The organism is Hydrotalea sp. GW822-HT8A01, from assembly GCF_058798575.1.
This window is the reverse complement of sequence record NZ_CM179506.1, coordinates 1303539-1328635: the sequence shown is the minus strand read 5'-3', so window position 1 is coordinate 1328635 and position 25097 is coordinate 1303539. Positions and strand designations below refer to the sequence as shown.

Sequence of the window (25097 nt, the reverse complement as noted above, 5' to 3'; positions counted from 1 at the left end):
GCAGGAATGATGGGGATTTGGGAGAATTTGTTCGACAGGTGTTCGACAAGTTCGATGCAAATGCCAGTCTTTTTCGGCATAGCTTTTTGTGGACATTTCCCTGCTCATTGGTCTGACTCTTTTTACTTAGATTTGCCCAAATATTTTAGCAATTGAAGACTCATCATAAAATTGTAAATGGCGACAGCCGACAAATGACCGAACTGCCAGACAATTCAGTTCATTTAGCTATTACCTCGCCGCCCTATTGGCAACTTAAAGACTACGGGACAGATAATCAAATTGGGTTTCACGACAGTTATGAAAACTACATCAACAATCTGAATTTGGTTTGGAAAGAGTGCTACCGCACTCTTCATAATGGGTGCAGGTTGTGTGTAAATATTGGCGACCAGTTCGCTAGAGCTGTTTATTATGGACGCTATAAAGTCATCCCGATTCGTGAAGAGATAATCAAATTCTGCGAAAACATTGGGTTTGATTATATGGGAGCAATCATTTGGCAAAAAGTTACAACATCCAACACAACAGGCGGTGGTGTTCAAATGGGTTCTTACCCATATCCGAGAAACGGAATTTTGAAATTGGATTATGAGTTTATTCTCGTTTTCAAAAAATTGGGGGACGCACCCAAACCAACAAAAGAACAAAAGGAACTTTCTAAAATGACCGCCGAAGAATGGAACACTTACTTTGCAGGACATTGGAATTTTGCAGGAGCAAGACAAAATAACCACATCGCAATGTTCCCCGAAGAATTGCCCAAACGCTTAATCAAAATGTTTTCTTTTGTTGGTGAAACGGTTCTTGACCCCTTTGCTGGTAGTGGCACTACTGCTTTAGCTGCAAAAAATCTTGACAGAAATTCAATTGGTTACGAAATCAATCCAGAATTTATTCCTTTCATTAAAGAAAAGTTAGAAACTCATCAAAAGGATTTGAGCGGAACAACATATAATTTCATTAAACAAAAAGGGATTGAGACTGACTTTGAAAAAGAAATTCAAAAATTGCCTTACATCTTCAAAGACCCCCACACCCTTGATAAGAAAATTGATGTAAAAAAATTACAATTCGGAAGCCGAATTGACAAAAACAGCTCAACTCAACGAGAAGAATTTTACACAGTAAAAGAAATTATCAGCCCAGAAAAAGTTCGTCTCAATAATGACCTCACGATAAAACTTATCGGAATCAAGGAAGACCCAATTATTAATGGTGACGCAACAAATTTTTTGAAAGAAAAAACAAAAGGCAAAAGAGTTTTTATCCGTTATGATGAAGTGAAGCACGATAAGGAGAATAATCTCCTTTGCTATCTCTATCTTGAAAACAAAACTTTCATTAATGCTCACCTAATCAAAAACGGGTTGGTTCAGGTTGATAGTAAAACAGAGTTTAAATACAAAGACAAATTTCAACAATTATTCAATCAAGCACATTTTATTAATGAAGACAATAAAAATTTCAAATAACGAAATCCTTTCACTGCTTGATGCAGAAGCAACCAACTTTCCGAAATACGCTACACAGATTTTAAATCTTGCAAATCAAAACGCACAGGGAACACGACCATCTGTTGTAGGGCAAATGAGTGATTTGATTCAGGAATTCCCTGGAAGCAAATTAAAGGAGTGGGAAGAATGGTATTTGAATAAACACCCTGAAGCGTTGTCGCAAGCAGCGACAAAAGTTTTTGAAATGGTTGAGAACTTCAAAGATGTAATGACAAAGATTGACAAAGAAATGGTTGAAAAGTGGGTAAAAGATTTAGTGATTTTAAAAACTTTCATCGGGTTGAAATTTCAATAAGCAATTTTAAAAAGCGTTGCCTCTGAATTAAACAAAACTTACCGGCTTGCTACACCAGAAGAAGAATCACAAGGCATTGATGGATTGATTGGAGAAAAACCTGTAAGCATCAAACCAACTTCTTATGAAATGAAAAAATCACTCAGCGAAACGATTGAAGTTCCGTTTATCTTGTATGAGAAACTGAAAGACGGAATTAAAATCACTTTTGACGAATCTATTATTTAATCGCTTCAAATTTTGATGAAGAAAAAATATGCCGACCAGTTTTCTTATGCTAACCTTGAAAGCTGCTTTGATAAGAAAGTAGTCAAGGTTAAATCAAAAGGCATTGATAAAAAGTCGGCAACCAACTTCAAAAGGGATAAAGAAAAAGAATTAAAGATTATTGAAAGAAAAAAATACAAGCAGGTACATATAAATTTTCTCCTTACTTAGAACTGCTTCAAAATAGTGTGGCAACAATTGACAATTCAAATCAAGAACGTATTGAAATAATCAAATTAGCGGAATTTGCTCTTAGAGCAACTTGCCAACTATATCAAACAAAAAATGGAAATTCAAATTTTCCTATAGCAAATGGTTGTGCGGTTTTATTTGAATATAACTCAAATCACTATTGCTTTTCTAATGCTCATGTTTTAGCTGACAAACAATTAGGAAAAACATTTTTCTTATCAAACAATTCGGCTGTAACTATTGGCGGACAAATTTTTTATACACGACTTCCATCTTCTAACAGACGAGAAGATGACACCTTTGATATTGCTTTAGTTAAGCTAAAATCAGACGTTGTAGAATATTTAAAGCAAGGTGGTTATCATTTTTTAAAACTTGACCAAATTCTAACAGGTTTAAAGTTATTGAACAATGAAGTGCTTTTAATTACTGGTTATCCTGCATCCAAAACCAAAATAGATTTTAGAACTAATAGACTAAAATTCAATCCTTTAATTGCGAGAACAATACCATTTTCAAAAGATTTGAAAAATGAGAATTTCCTTAAAGACTTTCATCATATTGTAGAATATCCAATTAGTTCTTTTAAAGAAACAAGCACGGCAGAAAGAATGAGAGCTCCAAAGCCACACGGACTAAGCGGCAGTGGTTTATGGTTACTTGCTAAAAATTCTCCTTCACACGTTCAGCTATTCCTAATTGGAATTTTATCAGAATATCATGAGAACAGAGCAATTTTAGTCAGCACAAAAATTGATCTATTTATTGATTTGATAAGACAAAAATTTGACTCAACAATTCAAAATGACGGTATTAAAATTGAGCTTGTGGAATGATAACAACAAAGCTGCGTACAACAACTAAGGCTTCGTTGGGTGCGTAGCGCCAACAATGAAGCCGCCTGTTGAACGAAACCGGTAAATTATCCGGGTGTTTATTGATTATGGAGTTGTCGTTTTGACGATTATTCGTCACTTAAATTTGGACAAAATGGATAAAAACAAAGAGGCTATCATAGCCGAGTACTTAACAGGCGATTGCAGATATCTTCCATTGGGTGCCAAATATGGCATTAACTTTCGTAAAATTCATCGATGGGTGTCACACATAACTCAACAAACACAGTAGCAGCTTCTATGCTTTTCCGATTGGTTAGCGGGATGTCTACTAATAAGTTTGGAATATAACTACGCATTGGGCATGTGTTAGGATTTTGTAAATTTCATATTGAATTAATTCTATTTATGATTGATATATAAGCCAAATACCAGACACTAACGGCTATACCTTGATGTAGATTTTCTTTTTATCCATGCCATACACAATCAGCCAGTAGAAGGCAATTAAAATGAGTGCATAGAGTAAAGATCCAATGCGTTCATCAGTACTGATGGGTTTACATACCTGTTCATAAAACCATCCCAAAGGAGAAAGATATACCAGCAATCCTTCTTCATTCATACCATGGGGAATGCGGATCAAACCCAATACCCGGGGCAGGAACCCACTGAGCACAAAAATGAACAAAGGATTTTTACCAAACACATCGAAAAAGCTGCTCCAGGCTCCACGTACCTCCTTAAATTCAATGGCATAAATCAGGATGCCCAAAGTAGCAATGGCCAGTCCACTGGTGTATACCACATAACTACTGCTCCATATTTTCTTATTGATGGGGAATACCATATCCCATGCATAACCGGCAGCCATTAATACGAGTGCCAGCACCAAGAGGTTTGCCAGCATATCATAGGTTTTTCCCTTTTGTTGTATGTATTGCCCGGTTAAATAACCAATAATTACCTGCACTACAGCACCGGGCGTACTCGACAGTCCCTCCGGATCGAAAGGCACCCCCTCTCCTTTGTACACATGGTTCAGTCCGAATACATGAATATCGAATGAAGTGCCCCAAAAGCCCTGCAGACTATAAGGATCGCCAGGCTCACCTGCCAGCAGGGTGAATACCCAATACAACAATAAAATAATACAGCCAATCACAAAAGCGCCACGGGCCTTAGCATAATAAATAATCAGAGCTGCAAAAAAGTAGCTGAGGGCAATGCGTTGCAAAACTCCCATAATACGCACATGCTCAAAACCTTTGAATACAATATGACCATTGCTCCATTGCACAAATGGGGTCCAGTTCAGGAACAAGCCGATGAGAAAAATAAGGATGGAGCGCTTAAATACTTTTTTCAGGAAATAGCTGTTGCCCTTCTGTTCAAAACGTGGCATTACAAAAGAAAAAGCATTGCCCACCGCAAAGAGGAAAAAAGGAAATACCAGATCGGTGGGTGTGCAGCCATGCCAGGGTGCATGTTCCAATGGGGTATAAATATGTTCCCAAGAGCCCGGGTTATTCACTAAAATCATGAGTGCTACGGTAGCCCCGCGAAACACATCTAAGGAATAATAGCGCTGTTGTTGCATAGAAGTGTATTTGGCAAGGCGTTAAATTAAGTAAAAGAAATGAAAAAGAGTGGATTTTACAGAACCGGATGCTGCAATCGTCAAACATCCCCCTTATAACGTGCAGTCGTTAACGATAGAAAAAGAGGCTATCTCAAAAAAAATGAACGTGTCGGAAATTGCTTAAACTCTCCAACCATTCATTGGATACCGGAATAAAAAAAGGCTACCCGATGATAGCCTTTTCTGTATGGATTAGAATTTAATTTCTTCTTCATTTTCATCGAAAAAATGGTATTCTATAAAACTGTAATTGTTATTGGACATGACTTTCAGGGCAATTTTGAATTTTTTCTTCCATTTTTTTACAATGGACTTGAACCAACCTTTGGTTAAGAATGCATATACAATGGGATGCACATATAAGTCAATTTGTTTATGACCATGGGTTACCAGATAATGCAGTCGTTTTTCTATTTCATCTTCCAGCAATATAGAAGGCGTTACCATACCAGTGCCGCCACAGGCCGGACAAATTTCAGAAGTATTGATGTTTACCTCCGGACGCATCCGCTGGCGGGTTATTTGCATTAACCCGAATTTGGAAATAGGCAATACGGCATGTTTAGCCCGATCGGTTTGCATGTATGCCTCCATCGCTTCCTGCAATTTCCGTTTGTTATCGGGCAATTTCATATCAATAAAATCAATCACAATAATGCCGCCAATATCGCGTAAGCGTAACTGCCGCGCAATTTCTTCTGCTGCTTCCAAATTGGTTTGCAGGGCATTCTCTTCCTGGTTATTGCTAACACTTTTATACCCACTGTTTACATCAATTACATGCAGGGCCTCGGTATGTTCAATAATTAAATAGGCACCGCTGGGCAGGTTCACCGTTTTACCAAAAGAGCCTTTTACCTGTTTGGTTACCCCATATTGATCAAATATGGGTAAGGGGCCATTGTAATAGGTAACAATATCGGCCTTATCAGGTGCAATTTTTTGAATATAGGCCTTAGTATCGTTGTAAATATTTTTATCATTAATCACCACCCGGTTAAAATCTACTGTCAGCAAATCGCGCAGCATGCTGGTTGTTTTATCCTGCTCGCTCAGTATTTTAGCTGGTGCCACTGCACCTTTCAGGTTGTGTTGAATTTGCTTCCAGGTTTCGTTGAGTGCAATTAAATCCTGATGCAGTTCAGCAGTACTTTTACCTTCAGCAGCAGTACGAACAATAACCCCAAAGTTTTTGGGGCGAATGGCTTCTACAATTTTATGCAGGCGTTTTCTTTCTTCTGCCGAATGAATTTTTTTAGATACAGCAACAATTTCATTGAAGGGGGTTAATACTACAAACCGGCCGGGTAGGCTTAATTCGCAACTGAGGCGTGGGCCTTTGGCTGCAATGGGCTCTTTTAAAATCTGCACCAGAATATTGGGTTTGCCATTGAGCACTTCATTGATTTTACCGGTTTTTACAATTTCGGGTTCAATGTTAAAGGTGCTGAAATCGAATGGCTTTTCGCCCTTATCGTGCATGGCCATTTGGGTAAATTTCAGGAGAGAGCGGGCATAGGGCGATAAATCGGTATAATGCAAAAAAGCATCCTTTTCAAATCCTACATCAATAAATGCAGCATTCAATCCGGGAATCAGTTTTTTTACTTTTCCCAAATACAAATCGCCCACGGCAAAATTGGCATCTGCTTTTTCATTGTGCAGTTCTACCAGTTTTTTATCTTCCAGTAAAGCAATCTCAACCCCACTGGGGGAAACGCTAATAATCAGTTCTTTGTTCACAAATTTGGCAACTTTAATATACATAATGACGCACCCCGTTTATAAGCATGAGCACGCAGTGTACACTTCATGTATTTACCCTTAAATGTGGGAAAGGTAAAGTTGCAGCGGAAAGGAGAGCGGCAAATACATTACAGTGAAACAGAAGTAAGGCCTCTTGTATAAAGGATACGGAGACCTTTACTCTATAAAATGAAAACCTGTTAAGAAATTATTTATTCTTTTTCTTATGACGGTTTTTTCTCAAACGTTTTTTACGTTTGTGAGTAGCAATTTTATGACGTTTTCTTTTCTTACCACAAGGCATACGCTGTCAGATTTTTTTAGTTAAATAATTTATTTTAGTTCATTGATACGCTTATCAATTTCTTTTTTGATGGCATCATTGTTAATCATTCGTTTGGCAGTTTCATACCACTGAATGGCATGGGCTTTATCGCCCTGCATATCATAGGTTTCGGCTAACTGAAAAATGGCTTCCAGATTATGCGGATCTTTCCGCACAATGAACTGAAAACGTTCAATTGCCTTGTCTAACTGACCACTTTTTTTACCTCCTAACCCCAATACCATTTGTGCATAGAGGTTATTGGAGTCTTTCTGCGCTATTTCACGAACCGGCAGGATACCCTGCATGGGATTATCAGAAATATTGCCGAACATATAACAAGCCCCCAGCCCTATTTTACTGGAATCGTTGTTGGGATTGATGACAAGTGCCCTATCTAAAAGATCTTTTGCATTTTCTGCCAGCCAGTGTTGCATAGCCGGATTATTCTCTGTCAGCAGGTTATCTACAAACAGTTGGGCGGCAAATGTGAGACTTTTTTCCGAATTCTCCAACTTAGCTGCCTGTGCGGTATAATAAGCATAGGGTTCAAAAACGTGGGCAGAGTCTTTCCAGAACTTTGCCAACTGGTGGTAAACGTGCAATTGCTGGTCTTTTACATCGCCACGGGTTATGGCATTTTCAAGAGCAATGATTCTTTGATTTTGTTCGGGGTTGAGCTGCTTGCGGGCTTTTTGTAAAATATCTTTGAACTGAACTGCGGGTGGTGCACCTGTCTGTTGCTCCATTGACGCTGCGGCTCCGGAGGATTTGGGGGCACTCACTTTTCCAAATACAAATAACAACACTACCACCACAACGGCACCGGCAACCAGTAAAATTTGACTTCTTTTCACTATTTCAATTTTGCGCAAAGTTATTCCGACTTGCGCTTGTTCCGCACTTCTTCCATAAATTCTTTTGCAGGCTTAAAGGCGGGAACAAAATGTTCGGGTATTTGCACCGTGGTATTGTACTTGATATTACGGCCTAATTTAGCCGCCCTTTTTTTGGTAACAAAACTGCCGAAACCCCTGATATAAATGTTACGACCGGCAGCCAGATTGCCTTTTATTTCGCCTAACATAGTTTCAAGCGTTACCAGTACATCCACTTTTGGTATACCTGTTTTTTCGGAAATGATGGTAATGAGATCTGATTTTCTCATAAAAAAGCTTTTCAGTTGAATAGTTTTTAAAATTAGAACAAATTTTGTGTATTACAAGAAAATAAAAAAAATAATACATATTAGTGACTGACTGCAAATTTATTTATAAGTGCATGATTTACATAATATTGTGCCAGATATTCTTTGATTGAATTATACCTTAACCGCTCAACAGTTTCATGTATTGTGCCAATTTTATTACAACTTTGCCCCCTATGCGGCAACAAAAATTAACACCCTTGCTTTTGCACTGGCACCGGCACCACAATGAACGCATCATGCCCTGGAAGGGGGAGAAAGACCCCTACAAAATATGGCTGAGTGAAATTATACTGCAACAAACCCGTGTAGAACAAGGGTGGGCTTATTATGAACGCTTTTTAAAGCAGTACCCTGGCCTGCCCGATCTAGCCCATGCAACAGATGAAGCTGTTTTTAAATTATGGGAAGGACTGGGCTATTACAGCCGCTGCAAAAATTTATTGCGTACTGCACGATTCGTATTACAAGAATACGGTGGACAATTTCCTGCCGATTATACTGCCCTGCTGGGTATGAAGGGAATTGGGCCTTATACAGCAGCAGCCATTGCTTCATTTGCCTTTCAACTGCCTTATGCCGTGGTAGATGGTAATGTTTTTCGTGTGTTGGCACGTGTATTTGGCATTGATACCCCTACCGATAGTACAAAAGGAAAAAAGATATTTACACAACTGGCACAGGAAGTATTGTGCAAGCAACACCCGGATTTATTTAATCAGGCTATTATGGATTTAGGCGCTACGGTATGCAAACCCATACTGCCACTTTGCAGATCCTGCCCGTTGCAGCCCATCTGTAAAGCACATCATGAAGGTACCGTTTACCAATTACCCGTGAAAGAAAAAATATTACTGAAGAAAAAACGCAGGTTTTATTATTTTTTATTAGAACAGAATGGAAAGGTATGGATACACAAAAGAACCAGGAAAGATATATGGGAAAATTTGTATGAACTGTTTTTGGTTGAAAGTGAAGAAGAAATAGAATGGACGGAAAAGCAGGTGCAGCAATGGTTACACGAACAATGGGGGGTGAAGGATTATACTTTACTGCAGGTTTCAGGCAAGGAAACACAGCAGCTTACACACCAGCAAATTTCAGGAAGATTGATACATGTTCAATTCAAAAAAGCACTGCCTGCCTTGCAACAATATGAAACCATAGCATTGGCACAATTGGCAGAAAAACCTTTTCCGAAATTTATACACCAGTTAATGAAAAATGCAGGAATATGGTAATACATGAAGTACACCAATCCATAATCGTTATGTATTACAGATAATTGCTGAACCCATAAAATTTTATAAAACATTTTTATTTCTGAGCATGTACCAACCCTTCAATAAAAGAAGATACGAGCGATACAATGATACTGAACCAAAGGGCAGGCCACCAGCCATCTACCCGGAAGCCAGGCACCAGCGCCGAGGTCCATTTAATAATTATTACATTAATAACCAACAGAAATAAACCCAGTGTAAGGATGGTGAATGGAATGGTTAACAGCACTAAGATAGGTTTTACAAATGTGTTCAATAAACCCAGCACAGCCGCCACCAGTATGGCCGTAGTAGTGCTGTTCACATGCACGCCATTCAAAATGAATGTGGCCAGCAGTATGGCTACCGCTGTGAATAATACTTTGGAGAGGAATGACACCATACAATTTTAATTTATATCACCTCAAGTTCGTAAAAATCATCCGGATTCAGGTATTTTTTTGCCAGTACCTGCAGCTCCTCACCGGTAGTATCTTTTATGGTTTGAATGCTGGTATAAAAATAATCGGCCGGCATCTCATTCAGAATATAGCTTTTCCAACGTTCTATAATATGAAAAGGCCCATCCACATCACCCAGCAGGGTTCCAATCATAAAATTTTTAATAAGGCTCAATTCTTCTGCCGTTACAGGTTCTTTTTGCAGGTCCAGCATTTCTTTATAGGTTTCTTCAATGGTAGCGCGGCTAACATCTCTTCCTGCTTCGGTAGTTACCATCCATGCACTTTGTTGCTGATGTGCCTGTATATAAGAGTGGATGCCGTAGGTATAGCCTTTGTCTTCGCGGATATTGCTCATCAATCTCGATCCAAAAAATCCGCCAAACAATGCATTCAGCAGTTGCGCTTTCAAAAAATCGGGATGATGGCGATTGGGGAAAGGCCTTGCCAAACGAATGGCAGCCTGCACTCCATTGGCATCATTCATTACAGAATACTTTTTCTGAGCCGAAGGTGTAATTGAAAAATCAGGCTTCGCCAATGCAGTACCATTCAATGGCAGTTGACCAAAAAACTGGTTGAGCAACTGTTCAACATTGGCCGGTAATTTACCGGCAATAAAAATGGTACAGTTGCCTTTCAAATAATATTGCGCATAAAACTGCAAGAGATCTTCACGTGTTAATGCATCATAATCAGCCGGATTACTATATTTGCCATAAGGATGTTGTTCGCCAAACAAATATGCATCTATTATACGATTGGCCACAAAATCTGCCTTCTTCAAATTCACCGCCAGACGTTGTTTTTGATTTTGCCGGTAAATGTTCAGTTCTTCTTCCGGAAAAACCGACTCACTTAAAATTTCTGACATAGCAGGCAATAACTGTGGTAGGTATTTGGTTAAACTGTGCAAACTAAGGGAAGCCCTTTCGTGGTAGCAGCCCCGGTTCAGATAAGCGCCATACATTTCAAAATGTTCATTCAGTTCAAATGCATTTTTGGTGCGGGTACCATTTTTTAATAAGAAATTAGTGGTAGCTGCCTGTATATTTTTTTGCTCGTACCAGTTGCCTGCATGGAAAACCAATTCTAACTGTACTACTTCCTGAGCACCAGCTTCCACTGCATAAACGGGTACACCGTTATCGAGTGTAAAATGCCTGACAGGCTGTAAATGTAAATGCAGGTGTATAGGTTCAGTAATGGCCGGTTGTTGGGTTCTGTTCATCATAATGCTTTGCTGTAATAATAAAGGGTATTTACATTTTCCGGTTTAAAAATAGTTTGTGCACCTTGCCTGATATCTTCTATAGTAACGGCATGATAACGGTTCAGTTCATGGTTAATCAGATTGGCATCGCCCAGCAGTTCATAATAAGCCAGGCTGTTGGCGCGGTTCATGAGGGCCATATCTTCAAACACAATCACACTTTCTGTTCGGTTTTTAATTTTCATTAATTCAGTTTCAGATACCGGATCTTGTACCAATTGCTGTATTACCGCATTCACGGCAGCTTCGGCTTGTTGCATGGCAACCCCTTTTACCAATTTGCCCTGTATGGTTAACAATCCCGGATCAATACTACCCAACTGATAACATTGAATATCAGAAAACAATTGCTGTTCTTTTACCAATGCCTGGTATAAACGAGAAGAGCTGCCACCACCTAAAATTTCTGTAATCAGGTCGGCAACGTAGTAGCCTTTCTGTAAGCGTCCATCCATGTGCCAGGTTTTCATCAACGCATCCAGAGGCACATCTGCAGTTACTTCCATTGTTCTGGCAGCCGTTTGCAAAGGCTCGGCAGGTAAATGGCGTACATATTTTTGAGCCATGGGTATATCGCCAAACCATTTTTCGGCCAAACGGCGGATATTGTTGGTTTTTACATTGCCTGCTACTACCAATATGGCATTAACGGGGCGATAATGTTTGAAGAAAAATGCTTTTACTTCTTCTAACTGCACCTGTTCAATATGGCTCAGTTCTTTACCAATGGTTAACCACTGGTATGGATGCACCTGATAAGCCAATGCCCGCATTTTATGCCACATATCGCCATAAGGCTTGTTGATATAGTGTTCTTTAAACTCTTCACACACTACTTTCCGTTGCACTTCTAAGCTTTTTTTGCTGAAGGCTAAACTTAACATCCGGTCGCTCTCTAACCAAAAGGCGGTTTCAATATTTTCGGCCGGCAACTGGCAATAGTAGTTGGTTAAATCGTCGGTGGTATAGGCATTGTTTTCGCCTCCGGCTCTTTGCAGGGGCTCATCATAATCGGGAATATGTTTGCTGCCGCCAAACATTAAATGCTCAAACAAATGGGCAAAGCCTGTTTTAGCTGGGTTTTCATCTCTGGCACCCACATCATACATCACATTCACAACAGCCATGGGTGTAGCTGTATCTTCATGTACCAGTACCCTTAATCCATTCTCTAAAACAAATCGGTTAAATTCAATCATAATCGTTCAGTGAAGGGTGCAAAATAGCAACAAAAAAGGAGAGTTAGCACACCTGTTTTGGATCAGCAGATTTAAAAATTGATAAAACAGGATTTATCGGCGCAGAATATTCACAATTTTCAAATCTAAAGTTTCGAGTCGGCCTTTACGTTGCACAATTACTTTTATTCTTGAGCCTGCATTTTGCAGTATATTTTTAAAGGTTTGAATATTTTGAGTGAACACATTGTTCATGGCAAGAATGATATCATCGGGTAAAAAGCCTGCCCTGTCGCCGGGCGAGCCGGGCATTACATCCACTACTTTTACGGCACCATTTACCCAATAAATACCCAGTCCGGTATAAGAATAATCGAAAGGATCGAGGTAATGCTGGTTGGGAACAATATAAATACTTCTTTCAGAATAATTGAAAATTGCATTAAACCGGCGCATCAAATCATTACCCAGAATACCACCCAAAAAGGGATAACTGGTAATATTGTAATCATCTCTAAATATTAGTAAAGGCACCCTTCTGAACAGATAGGGGCCAATCTTAATTTTTTCTGTAACGGTTAACTGCATTTCCTTTTTTCCGCCCAAACCCTCGGCTTGTGTGGGATATAATTTACGTTTGGTTTTCAGCAAATTGCTATCCTGCAAAAAACGATCAGATATTAAAAAATACAGCCCGGCTCCGGTATCAAAAATAAAACGGCTCAGTACTTTACGGGCATCGGTAATGATAGCCGGCTGGTATACCAATGTACTAAACCGGGGATGCAAAATATATCCGCCACTCCCCTTTGGATATTTAAATGGACCCGGCGGATACACCCCAATTGTATGGGTATCATAATCAATACTTACTACATACCTGCTAAAAAAAGTATAGCCGATAATGCCATCAATTTTTACGCCATAAACGCTGGTTAACAAATCGTAATTATTGATGTGGAAATCGAGGCTATCTAAGTTAAACCCCGGAAATGAAAGGCGATGATGGTAAGTAAAATCAACCGTTTTAATGCCGGCAATTCCGCGAATGGTGCGGTCGGTGTGCACCCTTTCCAAATGAAATTCATCTACCGTGGCCGAATCGAGCGATATGCCGCCACTGCCGGTATCTAAAATAAAATTGAGTGAATCGGGTATATCATCCAAAGCCGCTTTTAAAATAATGATGCCTCCGCTTAATTGTATAAATTGAAAACCGGCTATGGGTTTTGGGAGCAATTGGGCAAAGGTTTTAGTAGCTTGTACCGACTGTGCCTCAATTAATGAAATACTGAATAAACTGATACAAAATACAAGGATTGATTTCATGCAATGATTCCCATTCAAATTTTAGCATGTATGGGTAATTTTATTCAATATAAGCAAGATTTATAATTTACACAAGTTTAGTTTATACAAAAACATGAAAGGTGTGATGAATTTTTAAACGGAAAAACAAAGACATGTTTTAACCGAAACGTTGATGGGTGCCATGCAACCAAAAGGAGGCAGCAAATGAAAATGGGGTTTATTGGAAGCTGCATTTGTAAATACAACTTTTAGCCCCCTACCTTTGTTACTCTTTAAACATTGTTTATGCAGTTGAATGATTTGTATCAGAAAGCATTAAATCTGGAATTTTTAACCATTGAGGAAGGCATGTTTTTGTTTGAGCAGGCCCCATTAACCGAATTGATGTTTGTGGCTGATGCGCTGCGGAAAAAACAGGTGCCACATGGTAAGGTTAGCTGGCAGATAGACCGGAATGTAAATACCACCAATGTTTGTATTGCCAATTGTAAGTTTTGTAATTTTTACCGCATACCTGGGCATGCGGAAGCCTATATTACCGATATGGATACCTATCGGAAAAAAATTACGGAAACCATTCGTTACGGTGGCGATCAGTTGCTGCTACAGGGCGGCCACCATCCGGAGTTGGGTTTGGATTTTTACACCAATATTTTTCGGCAAATCAAGCAGGAATTTCCCACCATTAAACTGCATGCACTGGGGCCGCCGGAAGTTGCCCATATTACCAAATTAGAACAATCAACCCATCGTGAAGTATTAACTGCATTGAAAGAAGCGGGACTGGATTCTTTGCCCGGTGCAGGTGCTGAGATATTGGTTGACAGGGTAAGAAGATTAATATCAAAAGGCAAATGTGGTGCAGATGAATGGCTGGCCATAATGCATGAAGCTCATGAACTGAATATTACCACCAGTGCTACCATGATGTTTGGCCATGTAGAAACCATTGAAGAGCGGTTTATACACCTTGCCCGCATTCGCGAAGTACAGGCCATGAAACCCGCCAATGCCAAAGGTTTTCTGGCATTTATACCCTGGACATTTCAAGATGTAGATACCCTGTTAACCCGCATCAGAGGTGTACACAATTTAACCACCGCTGATGAATATATACGGATGATTGCCATTAGCCGCATCATGCTACCCAATATCAAGAATATTCAGGCCAGTTGGTTAACGGTAGGAAAAGAAACAGCACAGGTATGTTTACACAGCGGCGCCAACGATTTTGGCAGTATAATGATTGAGGAAAATGTAGTTAGCGCAGCAGGTGCTCCGCATCGTTTTACCTATAAAACCATTCAGGATGCCATTCGCGAAGCCGGCTTTGAACCACAGCTCAGGAATCAGCAATATGAGTGGCGCAACATTCCTGAAACCATTCAAGAGCAGGTGATTAATTATTAAAAAAACAGTTGGATTTTATTGAGGCAATTGATTTTCAGTTGCCTCTTTTTGTTGCCGGCTATAAGGTGCATCGAAAAAATATAATACCAATCCTGCCAATAATATACCTATCCCAATCATACTTTCAACCGGTTTATCTACTAGTGTAAACACCAGTACCCAAGCATTAAACAATAAAAAAATAATTTGCAAAAAAGGCTTCAACGGACTTTTAAATGTTTTGTGTGGCTTTGGCGTAGTAAATAAACTGGTAACTACTGTTAAGGATGCCATTAACTGCAAAATAAAACCGGCATACAGCAATACTTTTTCAAACGAACCGGTTAAGAGTAGTACAATAGCAATACCCACATGCAACCAAACAGCAGCCACCGGTATACCATTTTTATTTTTAGTTGCCAAAGGCCGCCAGAGCATATTTTCCTGCGCCAAAGCACAGGTTACCCTTGGCCCCACCCATAAATAAGAACTAATGGTAGCTATTAACTGAATGGCAATAAAGGCACTCACCCATTTACCGCCGGTAGTACCCAAAATATTGTTAAAGGCAATAAAAGTTACCTCTTCCCTGCCCTTTAAAGCCGATACGGTAGCATGTTTCAATAATACATATTGAAATAAAATATACACTACGGTAACAAATAAAGTGCTGCCTATTAAGGCACGTGGCAGGCTAATGCCGGGATTTTCAATTTCATCTACCACATACGCAGCAGCATTCCAGCCGGTATAGGCAAATGCTACATATACCATTGATACTGCAAATCCGGGTTGTAGTATTTCTTTATGCCAGTTGTTATTCAACTGAATGGCATTGGCTGCCGGTGTGGCATACAACAAACCAATGATGATTAAGATTAAGATAAAACCTATTTTAACCAATGTACTGATATTTTGGAGTCGGCTGCTATGCCGAATGGTAAAACTATGCATTAGCCCAATTAGCACAATAATACCAACGGCCATCCATTGGTTACCTGCAAAGCCCAGCACGGGCGAAAGGTATTGGGTAAATGCCATAGCAGCCAGGGCTACCGGCGCCGAAAAACCAACGGTTAAACCTGCCCAGGCCGAGAGATAACCCAATACCGGATGAAATATGCGGGATAAATAAATATAATCGCCGCCCGATTCTTTGTAGTGGGTGCCCAATTCGGCATAAGCAAATGCGCCAAAAAGTGAAAGTACGCCACCAATAGCCCATAAACTCAAAATACTCCAGGTATTTTGAATGGCATTGAGTTGAAAGCCTACGCTGGTAAAAACACCGGTGCCAATCATATTCGCAATTACAATGGAGGCTGCCGTGTATACGCTGATTTTTTTCAAAAAGAAAAATTAAGTCTGTTCAATGATTATCAAAAACACACCAATCGCCTTTAGAATTCGATCCTGAATTCAGCCACTAAATTAAGGGAAAGCCAATCGAAAACAGGCATGATATTTAACTGCAATCTTTTTTTATATACTGTAAAAAAATATTTGTTATCGCATCTTCCGGTTTGTATATTTGAATATCAGCGGTTATATACGAAACAGATTTTTTTGAGGGGGTTAGCAGCAGCTGCCTTTTTTTGGCCGTTTCTTCAAAGTTGAGCAAACCAACCAATACCCGCCTCATTTTCAACAGCACATTTTATTTAAAGGGTGAATGCCGGGATATGGGTATAGAATACAAAACAGTTACTTGCCACGGCTTTCCCTACCTTTGTCACCTTAAAGAAATGCACCATGAACGAACCTTTTGTTGCACGGATACAGAAAGAACTGGCCGCAATAGCCGAAGCTGGTTTAATGAAAAAAGAACGCATTATTACCAGCGAACAAGGCGCAGAAATTATGGTTAACGGCCAAAAAGTATTGAATTTTTGCGCCAACAATTATCTGGGTTTATCGGCCCATCCCAAAGTAATTGAGGCTGCTCATAAAGCTATTGATACCCATGGCTATGGGATGAGCAGTGTGCGGTTTATCTGCGGCACACAGGATATTCACAAAGAATTAGAAACAAAAATTGCCCAATTTCTGGGAACAGAAGATACCATTTTATACGCTGCCGCTTTTGATGCTAACGGTGGCGTATTTGAGCCTTTGTTCAATGAAGAAGATGCCATTATCAGCGATGCGTTGAACCATGCCTCTATTATTGATGGGATAAGGCTTTGCAAAGCACAACGCTTTCGGTATGAACACAACAGTATGGCCGATTTAGCGGCACAACTGCAAAATGCTGCAGGCTGTCGTAGCCGCATTATAGTTACCGATGGCAGTTTTAGTATGGATGGTACCATAGCACAATTGGATAAAATATGCGATCTGGCCGACCAATACAACGCTATTGTAATGATTGATGAATGCCACTCATCCGGATTTTTAGGTAAAACCGGCAGGGGCACCCACGAATACCGCGGTGTAATGGGCAGAATTGACATTATTACCGGAACCTTGGGTAAAGCATTAGGCGGTGCCAGCGGAGGTTTTACCAGTGGCCGAAAAGAAATTATTGAAATGCTGCGGCAACGGTCGCGCCCCTATCTGTTCTCCAATACTTTAGCGCCCAGCATTGTCGGGGCCAGCATAGCGGTATTAGATATGTTAACAGAAACCACTGCACTGCGCGATAAATTAGAATACAATACCCGCTATTTCAGAACCAAAATGACAGAAGCAGGTTTCGACATTAAACCCGGCGAACACCCCATTGTACCCATTATGTTGTACGATGCAGTACTGGCACAGGAATTTGCCGCTGCCTTGTTACAGGAAGGCATTTATGTAATTGGCTTTTTTTTCCCGGTTGTTCCCAAAGGGCAGGCCAGAATAAGGGTGCAATTGAGTGCTGCACATGAACAACATCATTTAGATCATGCCATTCAGGCTTTTATTAAAGTAGGCAAAAAATTGAATGTGTTAAAATAATATTTATGCAAAGTTCTCTCAGATTTTTTAAAAAAACAGATGGGTTAAAGCAGCTTAAACTACTTGCTGCAGTGCTATTACCGCTACTATTTTTATCGGCCTGCAGCTCTAATAATATTGAGGAAAATGCTTCGCTGGGAACTTATTTTACACAGCATGGTGTACAGGGCAGCTTTGCATTGTTAGACAATGGAAGGGGCAGCTTTACCATGTACCATTTAAAACGGTATAAAGATTCTGCCTACCAGCCTGCCGCTACATTTAATATTGTAAATGCATTGATAGGTTTACAAATTGGCACCATTGCCAATGAAAGAATGCTTATACCCTGGGATGGACAAACACGAAAATATGCCAATGGCGACAGCGCTGCTGCTTGGAATAAAACCCTGCGTTTTGATGAAGCATTTCAGGCAGCTGCCACCCCCTATTTTCAGGAAATAGCAAGAAGAACCGGGAAAGAAAAAATGCAGTATTGGTTAGATAGCCTGCAATATGGGAATCATCGAATAGGCAGCAGTATAGATAGTTTTTGGTTAAATAATACCCTTACCATTACCGCAGATGAACAATTAGGCCTGGTAAAACGCCTTTACTTTGGCCAATTGCCCTTTGATAAAACCTGGCAAATTCTCATCAAAAAGTTGATGCTGAAAGGAAGCAATGCCAATTATCAGTTATCTTACATTGATGGCGAAGGCATTATGCCAAACCAAAAAAGCATTGGCTGGGTATTGGGCTGGGTAGAAGAAAATAAGCATCCTTATTTTTTTGTGTTGAATATAGAGGGAAGTTCAAATACACCCTTACAAAACACCGGCCCGCAAATAGTAGATGATATATTAACCCAATTGGGATTTTTTAAAGGGAAGAAATAGTGTTGGTGAACCAATAATTTAGTTTTTCCTTTTTAACAGGAACCTGTAGCTTGCAGCACATGGTACAATTTGGTAATCAAAATTATTTATGGGCACTATGGGTGCTTGTTCCGTTAGCGGTAGCATATATTGCTGCTATAAGGCATAAGCGCCATATAAGAAAAATGTTGGGCAATGCAACATTGGTGCAACAACTCACCAATAATTATATGCCCAAAAGGTACGGACTGAAAATTGTACTGGTATTTACAGCCATTGGCTGTTTAATATTTTCCTGGGCAAACCTCAGAAAACCTACATCAGAAAAAAACGGTAAGGGTAATGGTATAGATGTGATGCTGGTATTGGATATAAGCAAAAGTATGCTGAGCCAGGATGTGCCACCCAGCCGTTTAGAAAAGGCCAAATCATTTTTAAATCAGCTTACACCCGAAATAGAACACAACCGTATTGGTTTGGTAGTGTTTGCCGGAGAGGCTTATTTGCAAATGCCCCTTACGCCCGATGCTGTGGCCACGAAATTGTTCATTGACAATGCATCGCCCGATTTGGCACCGGTTCAGGGAACCGATATTGGTGCGGCACTTCGATTAGCCGATGCCTCGCTGGATGATGAAGAAAAAAAATATAAAACCGTTGTATTGGTTACCGATGGGGAGGATTTAGATGCAGGTGCAAAAGATGCTGCCGCAACATTGGCAGAGCATGGCACCGTTTTATATACCGTTGGCGTGGGAACGGAAGGAGGTGCACCGATTATGGAAAGTGGCGCTTATAAAAAAGATGCCAATGGCAAAACGGTTATTTCAAAATTAGATGCCCCACTATTGCAGGAACTGGCCAACCAAACAGAAGGTAAATATTATTTTTTAGACAATACCGGCAGTGTGGCCAATGCAATAGCCATGCAATTAAACAATATGCAAACCAAGCCGTTGAACAACAATGGAGGGTATATGCAATATACTTTGTACTACCCTGTATTCTTGTCAGTAGCACTTATATTACTTTTGCTGGAAATATTTATTTCAGAAAAGAAGCGCAACAAAGTTTTATTGAACGTACAAAAGAAACAGAAAGAAACAAAAAAGGCAAACCAATTGGCAAATATCTAAACAAAAAATGAAAATAATTTATATCATATTTACCTGCTTACTCCTTTTTTTTCAGGCAACAGCACAAAACAAAACAGAAGAGGCTTTGTTATATAAAGCCAATCAATTGTACCAATCCGGCAACTATTCAGAAGCACAGTCGCTTTATGATAAAATATTAGCCACCAATCCTAATAACAGTATTGCCCTATTTAACAAAGCAAACGCCTTACAACAACAAAAAAATTATGATGCTGCGGCCAAACAGTTTCAGCAAGCGGCATTAACCAGCAACAATGCATCCTTAAAAGCAAAGGCTTATTATAATTCAGGCGTAGCAGCCATTAAACAACAACAGTTAAGTGATGCCATACAAGCATTTAAAGAAAGCTTATTATTAAACCCTAATAGCGACTCAGCCCGAAATAATTTGCAAAAGGCGCTGAATGAACAAAAAAAGAATGAACAGCAGCAAAACAATCAGCAAAAACAACCTAAAAATCCTTTAAGCAAACAACAGGCAGATAATTTGCTAAACCAGTTACGCCAACAGGAAAAAGAATTACAACAATACGAAAAACAAAAAATAAAACCGGTTAATACTGAAAAAGACTGGTAGCAACTTTTAGCGCAAATAATTGTTTTATTAAAATCGCTTCAAAATATTAGTTATGCAACTTTATTGTAACAACCTAACAAAATACTGTCGCTTAAAAACACGAGAAGTAAAAATTGGCAACCTGCTGTTGGGTAACGGGCACCCTATTCGCATACAAACCATGACCACCACCAATACCATGGATACAATTGCCACAGTTGAGCAAGCCATTCGTTGTATTGAAGCCGGTGCAGAATTAATCCGTATTACAGCTCCTTCAAAAAATGAAGCAGAGAATTTGCTGAACATCAAAAATGAATTACGCAAAAGAGGATATAACACACCGTTGGTGGCTGATATTCATTTTACGCCCAATGCAGCTGAAATAGCAGCCAGAATAGTAGAAAAAGTACGCATCAATCCCGGTAATTATGTTGATAAAAAGAAGTTTGAACAAATTGAATATACCAATGCGGAATATGCCGAAGAAATAGAACGAATCCGCGAACGGTTTACCCCATTGGTAAATATTTGTAAGGAATATGGCACTGCCATGCGTATTGGCACCAATCATGGTTCATTGAGCGACAGAATTATGAGCCGCTATGGCGATACACCCAATGGCATGGTGGAAAGCGCAATGGAATTTTTAAGAATTGCCAGAAGCTTAGATTATCATAACATTGTACTTAGTATGAAATCGAGCAACCCACAGGTAATGGTACAAGCATACCGCCTGTTGGTACAACAAATGATGGCAGAATTTAACGAATGTTATCCTTTACACCTCGGGGTTACCGAAGCCGGCGATGGTGAAGACGGACGTATGAAAAGTGCTGCAGGCATTGGTACGTTATTAGAAGACGGCATTGGCGATACCATCAGGGTTTCTTTAACTGAAGATCCTGAATTTGAAATACCTGTTTGTAAAGATTTGGTAAAGCGCTATACACAAAGCTCAAGCAATCAAAATAAAATTCCTGCTGTAAACAACATACCCTATAATCCATTTCAATATAAAAGAAGGGATTCTTTCATGGTACAGAATACAGGAGGCACACAAGTGCCTGTTGTTGTAGCCGATTTCAGTAAGATAGATAACATAACGCCACAGCATTTGCGTAGTATTGGTTATGCTTATGATGCAACAACAGATAAATGGAATATTGGAGATGCAGCAGCAGATTATATTTTCACCGGCCATCAATTACTATCATTTGAATTACCGGGAACCTTACAGGTAATTTGTTATCCGGCCAGCTGGGCATTAGCTGCTGATAAAAGCAAATATCATCCTATATTCAGCGGATCAGGTTATGTACAGGCCATTCAAAAAGATGCGGCTATTAATTTTGTTTTATTAGATTGCTATAGTGATGATACCACGCTGAATGATTATACATATTTAACAGAATTTGCCAATGATCCTACCGTGGTGATTTGTTTAACAACAAAAAACACCCATACTATGCCGGCTATGAGAAAAATGGCAATAGAGTTGATGAATAGAAATATTCAAAATCCGGTAATTTTCAATATCACAAGCAAATGGCATACCGTTGATGAACATCTGATACATTTTGCAACCGTTGCCGGATCCATGTTATTAGATGGCATGGGCGATGGCTTATTTTTAGAAATTGATGCAGCAATCTACAATAATCTGGCGCAAAAAAGCACCGCAGCCAGCGGTAGAAATTATTTGGAAAACAGCACAATAGAAGCATTTTTAAACAATACCGCTTTTGGAATTTTGCAGGCTACCCGCTGCCGTATTTCTAAAACAGAATACATCTCCTGCCCCAGTTGCGGCAGAACCTTGTTTGATTTGCAGGAAACCACTGCTAAAATAAGGGCAAAAACACACCATTTAAAAGGCGTTAAAATAGCTATCATGGGTTGTATTGTAAATGGGCCGGGCGAAATGGCCGATGCCGATTTTGGCTATGTTGGAAGTGGCCCGGGAAAAATTACTTTATACAGAGGTAAAGAAATTGTAAAAAGAAATATAGACAGTGGTATTGCTTTAAATGAACTCATTGACTTGCTGAAAGAAAGCAACGTATGGATTGAACCGGTTCATTAAAATTGAATAATTTTTAGTATTAATACCTTTATTGATAATTACATGAACCATATGCGTACTGATTTCTTAGTGATAGGTTCCGGCATAGCCGGATTAAGTTATGCGTTGAAGGTAGCTAAGCATTTTCCAGATAAAACCATTACCGTTATTACTAAAACAAATGCAGAAGAAACCAATACCAAATATGCGCAGGGCGGCGTTGCTGGTGTTTGGGATGATACTACCGACAGTTATGAAAAACATATTGAAGATACTTTGGTTGCCGGAGATGGACTATGCAATAAAGCAATTGTAGAAATAGTTGTAAAGGAAGGCCCGAACCGAATTCAAGAATTGATTGGATATGGTGCAGAGTTCGATAAAGATGCTTCCGGCCAATATGCATTGGGAAGAGAAGGCGGACATAGTGCTTACAGAATTTTACACCATAAAGATGTTACAGGTCAGGAATTAGAAAGAGCTTTATTAAATGAGGTGCAGGCCACAAAAAACATACAATTAATACACCATTGGTTTGTGGTAGATTTGATTACACAACACCACTTGGGTTATTTAGTTACCAAATCAACACAGGATATTCAATGCTATGGCGTATATGTTCTAAATACATTAACCAACGAAATAGAAAAAGTACTGGCAAAAATTACCGTACTGGCTACCGGTGGCTGCGGACAGGTTTACAGAACTACCACCAACCCTACCATTGCAACCGGTGACGGAGTGGCAATGGTATACCGCGCCAAAGGCCGCATTGAAAATATGGAATTTATTCAGTTTCATCCTACGGCATTGTACCAGCCCGGCGTTTCTCCATCTTTTTTAATTACCGAAGCTGTTCGGGGCGATGGAGGAATTTTAAGAAATAAGCAGGGCGAAGCATTTATGGAAAAATATGATGAACGAAAAGATCTGGCACCGAGAGATATAGTAGCCCGAGCTATTGATAATGAAATGAAAAAGGACGGTACAGAGCATGTTTATTTAGATTGCCGCCACATGGATATGGGGAAATTTAAACATCACTTTCCAAACATCTATGAAAAATGCTTGAGTATTGGTATTGATGTATCACGTCAAATGATACCCGTTGCTCCGGCCGCACATTACAGTTGTGGAGGTATTAAAACCAATGAATGGGGCGAGTCATCCATTCAACACTTGTTTGCTTGTGGTGAATGTGCCAGTACTGGTTTGCATGGCGCCAACCGTTTAGCCAGCAACAGTTTATTAGAAGCCATGGTATTTGCCCACAGAAGTTATTTAGCCAGTGTTGAACAAATTGTTCATATAGCATTTCAGGAAAATATTCCCGACTGGAATGCATTAGGAACAACCCATCCTAAAGAAATGATTTTAATTACCCAAAGCAGAAAAGAGCTGGAACAACTGATGAGTGATTATGTGGGTATTGTAAGAACAGATATTCGCTTGCAAAGAGCCATGAAACGATTGGACTTGTTATATGAGGAAACTGAACAATTGTATAGAACCGCCAAAGTATCACCACAACTATGTGAATTAAGAAATGTAATTACCGTTGGATATCTTGTTGTAAAAGGCGCCATGTTTCGTAAAGAAAGTCGGGGGCTTCATTTCAATACTGACCATCCGGAAAAGAGTGCTTTACTGCAAAACATTGTACTATAAACATTATTCACTATTCTATTCAATAAAATCTCGCCCCTTTCACCATTCATTACAGAAAAAATATGTATTACATTGTTTACGCATTATTTTATTTACTCTCCTTGCTACCATGGCGTGCAATTTATTGGATAAGTGATTTTTTTTATGTAATTATTTATTATGTCATTGGTTACCGAAGAAAAGTAGTGGATGAAAATTTGATGACAGCCTTCCCTGAAAAATCGGAAGCGGAGCGAAGAAAAATTGCAAAAGAATTTTACCGGCAATTCACCGATACATTTGCCGAAGTAATTAAATTAGTTTCTATTTCAGGGAAAGAATTGAATAAAAGAGTAAAGGCAGACTACCATACTATTAACGAATTATATGCCACTGGCAAAAATGTACAAATTTTGCTGGGTCATTTCTTTAACTGGGAACTGGCAAATGTAGCCTATGCACAACATTTATTATACAACTTTATTGTGGTATACAAGCCTATTGAAAATAAAATTTTTAACCGACTGTTCATGCACATTCGCAGCAGGTTTGGAACAAAATTGGTATCTGCATCTAATTTCAAGAAAGAATTTGCACAAGAATCAAAACAACAATATGCATTAATTTTGGTAGGTGATCAAAATCCAGGCAAGCCGGATAATACTTATTGGTTTAATTTTTTTGGGAAACCTGCCCCTTTTGTAAAAGGCCCTGAACTAAGTGCCCGTTACAATGATACTGCTGTTGTTTTCTGCAATTTTTACCGGGTAAAAAGAGGCTACTATCAATCAGAAGCCACCGTATTTACTACTACCCCAAAAAATTTACCGGAAGCAGCCATTACGAAAGCAATGATTGCCTTTATAGAAGATGAAGTGCGAAAAAGGCCGGCTAATTATTTGTGGAGCCATCGGCGCTGGAAATGGACTTTTCAGCAGGAGAAGCATGCACATCTACTAAAATAAGTTATTGCT

General features: G+C 39.4%; 22 protein-coding genes and 1 pseudogene. 14 read left to right on the top strand and 9 right to left on the bottom strand.

Annotation, left to right across the window (positions count from 1 at the left end):
- The first annotated feature begins 152 nt into the window (after positions 1-152).
- The 5 genes and pseudogenes from AC3QLY_RS05800 to AC3QLY_RS05780 all read left to right on the top strand — a co-directional run bounded on the left by AC3QLY_RS05800 (position 153) and on the right by AC3QLY_RS05780 (position 3399).
- On the top strand, positions 153-1475 hold the full coding sequence (locus AC3QLY_RS05800) for a DNA methyltransferase (protein WP_218330966.1): 1323 nt from the start codon (positions 153-155) through the stop codon (positions 1473-1475).
- Positions 1450-2040 (top strand): annotated as a pseudogene (locus AC3QLY_RS05795) (MjaI family restriction endonuclease). Before AC3QLY_RS05800 ends, AC3QLY_RS05795 begins: the two are co-directional and overlap by 26 nt.
- Before the next feature lie 12 nt (positions 2041-2052).
- A complete protein-coding gene (locus tag AC3QLY_RS05790; RefSeq protein ID WP_492990923.1) occupies positions 2053-2250 on the top strand; it encodes a hypothetical protein in 198 nt (65 codons plus the stop codon).
- 17 nt (positions 2251-2267) lie between these two features.
- Entirely contained in the window at positions 2268-3107 is an 840-nt protein-coding gene (locus AC3QLY_RS05785) for a hypothetical protein (RefSeq protein WP_492990921.1), read from the top strand.
- A gap of 154 nt (positions 3108-3261) precedes the next feature.
- A complete protein-coding gene (locus tag AC3QLY_RS05780; protein WP_492990919.1) occupies positions 3262-3399 on the top strand; it encodes a hypothetical protein in 138 nt (45 codons plus the stop codon).
- 153 nt (positions 3400-3552) lie between these two features.
- Here AC3QLY_RS05780 and AC3QLY_RS05775 read toward each other — a convergent pair whose 3' ends face one another.
- From AC3QLY_RS05775 to AC3QLY_RS05760, 4 genes are all read right to left on the bottom strand, one after another.
- Positions 3553-4707, bottom strand: coding sequence for an acyltransferase family protein (locus AC3QLY_RS05775; RefSeq protein ID WP_218330975.1), 1155 nt, complete (start codon positions 4705-4707; stop codon positions 3553-3555).
- A gap of 234 nt (positions 4708-4941) precedes the next feature.
- The gene (locus AC3QLY_RS05770) at positions 4942-6516 is read right to left on the bottom strand and encodes an Rne/Rng family ribonuclease (protein ID WP_228733165.1); all 1575 of its coding nucleotides are present in this window, start codon (positions 6514-6516) and stop codon (positions 4942-4944) included.
- Positions 6517-6828: 312 nt separating this feature from the next.
- Positions 6829-7677, bottom strand: a complete 849-nt coding sequence (locus AC3QLY_RS05765) for a tetratricopeptide repeat protein (protein WP_288096665.1) — start codon at positions 7675-7677, stop codon at positions 6829-6831.
- A 20-nt stretch (positions 7678-7697) separates the two neighbouring features.
- Positions 7698-7988: an HU family DNA-binding protein gene (locus AC3QLY_RS05760; protein WP_074421138.1), complete on the bottom strand. Its 291-nt coding sequence runs from the start codon at positions 7986-7988 to the stop codon at positions 7698-7700.
- A 215-nt stretch (positions 7989-8203) separates the two neighbouring features.
- Between AC3QLY_RS05760 and mutY the strand changes: the two genes are divergently transcribed.
- Positions 8204-9268, top strand: coding sequence for an A/G-specific adenine glycosylase (gene mutY, locus AC3QLY_RS05755; RefSeq protein ID WP_492990915.1), 1065 nt, complete (start codon positions 8204-8206; stop codon positions 9266-9268).
- A gap of 76 nt (positions 9269-9344) precedes the next feature.
- Here the strand turns inward: mutY and AC3QLY_RS05750 are convergent, their stop codons facing one another.
- From AC3QLY_RS05750 to AC3QLY_RS05735, 4 genes are all read right to left on the bottom strand, one after another.
- Entirely contained in the window at positions 9345-9692 is a 348-nt protein-coding gene (locus AC3QLY_RS05750; protein WP_074421137.1) for a phage holin family protein, read from the bottom strand.
- Between the two features lie 11 nt (positions 9693-9703).
- Positions 9704-10984, bottom strand: a complete 1281-nt coding sequence (locus tag AC3QLY_RS05745; protein WP_492990912.1) for a M16 family metallopeptidase — start codon at positions 10982-10984, stop codon at positions 9704-9706.
- A complete protein-coding gene (locus AC3QLY_RS05740) occupies positions 10981-12222 on the bottom strand; it encodes a M16 family metallopeptidase (RefSeq protein ID WP_074421135.1) in 1242 nt (413 codons plus the stop codon). Before AC3QLY_RS05740 ends, AC3QLY_RS05745 begins: the two co-directional genes overlap by 4 nt.
- A gap of 93 nt (positions 12223-12315) precedes the next feature.
- Positions 12316-13530, bottom strand: a complete 1215-nt coding sequence (locus tag AC3QLY_RS05735; protein ID WP_218330979.1) for an aspartyl protease family protein — start codon at positions 13528-13530, stop codon at positions 12316-12318.
- A 267-nt stretch (positions 13531-13797) separates the two neighbouring features.
- On the opposite strand from AC3QLY_RS05735, the gene mqnC reads away from it, so the two are divergent.
- Positions 13798-14922, top strand: a complete 1125-nt coding sequence (gene mqnC, locus AC3QLY_RS05730; protein WP_218330980.1) for a cyclic dehypoxanthinyl futalosine synthase — start codon at positions 13798-13800, stop codon at positions 14920-14922.
- A gap of 15 nt (positions 14923-14937) precedes the next feature.
- On the opposite strand, the gene AC3QLY_RS05725 is transcribed toward mqnC, so the two are convergent.
- Entirely contained in the window at positions 14938-16251 is a 1314-nt protein-coding gene (locus AC3QLY_RS05725; RefSeq protein ID WP_218330981.1) for an APC family permease, read from the bottom strand.
- Between the two features lie 402 nt (positions 16252-16653).
- Between AC3QLY_RS05725 and kbl the strand changes: the two genes are divergently transcribed.
- The 7 genes from kbl to AC3QLY_RS05690 are packed head-to-tail and all read left to right on the top strand — an operon-like array spanning position 16654 to position 25088.
- On the top strand, positions 16654-17841 hold the full coding sequence (gene kbl, locus AC3QLY_RS05720; protein WP_492990908.1) for a glycine C-acetyltransferase: 1188 nt from the start codon (positions 16654-16656) through the stop codon (positions 17839-17841).
- Positions 17842-17846: 5 nt separating this feature from the next.
- Positions 17847-18719 (top strand): penicillin-binding transpeptidase domain-containing protein, encoded by an 873-nt coding sequence (locus tag AC3QLY_RS05715; protein ID WP_218330983.1) that lies wholly within the window; start codon positions 17847-17849, stop codon positions 18717-18719.
- Between the two features lie 59 nt (positions 18720-18778).
- Positions 18779-19834 (top strand): vWA domain-containing protein, encoded by a 1056-nt coding sequence (locus AC3QLY_RS05710; protein WP_218330984.1) that lies wholly within the window; start codon positions 18779-18781, stop codon positions 19832-19834.
- A gap of 7 nt (positions 19835-19841) precedes the next feature.
- The gene (locus AC3QLY_RS05705; RefSeq protein WP_218330985.1) at positions 19842-20432 is read left to right on the top strand and encodes a tetratricopeptide repeat protein; all 591 of its coding nucleotides are present in this window, start codon (positions 19842-19844) and stop codon (positions 20430-20432) included.
- A 52-nt stretch (positions 20433-20484) separates the two neighbouring features.
- Positions 20485-22497 (top strand): (E)-4-hydroxy-3-methylbut-2-enyl-diphosphate synthase, encoded by a 2013-nt coding sequence (ispG, locus tag AC3QLY_RS05700; protein WP_218330986.1) that lies wholly within the window; start codon positions 20485-20487, stop codon positions 22495-22497.
- Positions 22498-22548: 51 nt separating this feature from the next.
- Positions 22549-24144 (top strand): L-aspartate oxidase, encoded by a 1596-nt coding sequence (gene nadB, locus AC3QLY_RS05695; RefSeq protein WP_074421207.1) that lies wholly within the window; start codon positions 22549-22551, stop codon positions 24142-24144.
- 44 nt (positions 24145-24188) lie between these two features.
- The gene (locus AC3QLY_RS05690; RefSeq protein WP_492991257.1) at positions 24189-25088 is read left to right on the top strand and encodes a lysophospholipid acyltransferase family protein; all 900 of its coding nucleotides are present in this window, start codon (positions 24189-24191) and stop codon (positions 25086-25088) included.
- Positions 25089-25097: the final 9 nt, after the last annotated feature.

Bases quoted from the DNA above. Each gene is read 5' to 3' on its own strand.
- AC3QLY_RS05780 (WP_492990919.1), top strand. From the start codon at position 3,262: ATGGATAAAAACAAAGAGGCTATCATAGCCGAGTACTTAACAGGCGAT.
- AC3QLY_RS05775 (WP_218330975.1), bottom strand. From the start codon at position 4,707: ATGCAACAACAGCGCTATTATTCCTTAGATGTGTTTCGCGGGGCTACC.
- AC3QLY_RS05770 (WP_228733165.1), bottom strand. From the start codon at position 6,516: ATGTATATTAAAGTTGCCAAATTTGTGAACAAAGAACTGATTATTAGC.
- AC3QLY_RS05760 (WP_074421138.1), bottom strand. From the start codon at position 7,988: ATGAGAAAATCAGATCTCATTACCATCATTTCCGAAAAAACAGGTATA.
- mutY (WP_492990915.1), top strand. From the start codon at position 8,204: ATGCGGCAACAAAAATTAACACCCTTGCTTTTGCACTGGCACCGGCAC.
- AC3QLY_RS05750 (WP_074421137.1), bottom strand. From the start codon at position 9,692: ATGGTGTCATTCCTCTCCAAAGTATTATTCACAGCGGTAGCCATACTG.
- AC3QLY_RS05745 (WP_492990912.1), bottom strand. From the start codon at position 10,984: ATGATGAACAGAACCCAACAACCGGCCATTACTGAACCTATACACCTG.
- AC3QLY_RS05740 (WP_074421135.1), bottom strand. From the start codon at position 12,222: ATGATTGAATTTAACCGATTTGTTTTAGAGAATGGATTAAGGGTACTG.
- AC3QLY_RS05735 (WP_218330979.1), bottom strand. From the start codon at position 13,530: ATGAAATCAATCCTTGTATTTTGTATCAGTTTATTCAGTATTTCATTA.
- mqnC (WP_218330980.1), top strand. From the start codon at position 13,798: ATGCAGTTGAATGATTTGTATCAGAAAGCATTAAATCTGGAATTTTTA.
- kbl (WP_492990908.1), top strand. From the start codon at position 16,654: ATGAACGAACCTTTTGTTGCACGGATACAGAAAGAACTGGCCGCAATA.
- AC3QLY_RS05715 (WP_218330983.1), top strand. From the start codon at position 17,847: ATGCAAAGTTCTCTCAGATTTTTTAAAAAAACAGATGGGTTAAAGCAG.
- AC3QLY_RS05710 (WP_218330984.1), top strand. From the start codon at position 18,779: ATGGTACAATTTGGTAATCAAAATTATTTATGGGCACTATGGGTGCTT.
- AC3QLY_RS05705 (WP_218330985.1), top strand. From the start codon at position 19,842: ATGAAAATAATTTATATCATATTTACCTGCTTACTCCTTTTTTTTCAG.
- ispG (WP_218330986.1), top strand. From the start codon at position 20,485: ATGCAACTTTATTGTAACAACCTAACAAAATACTGTCGCTTAAAAACA.
- nadB (WP_074421207.1), top strand. From the start codon at position 22,549: ATGCGTACTGATTTCTTAGTGATAGGTTCCGGCATAGCCGGATTAAGT.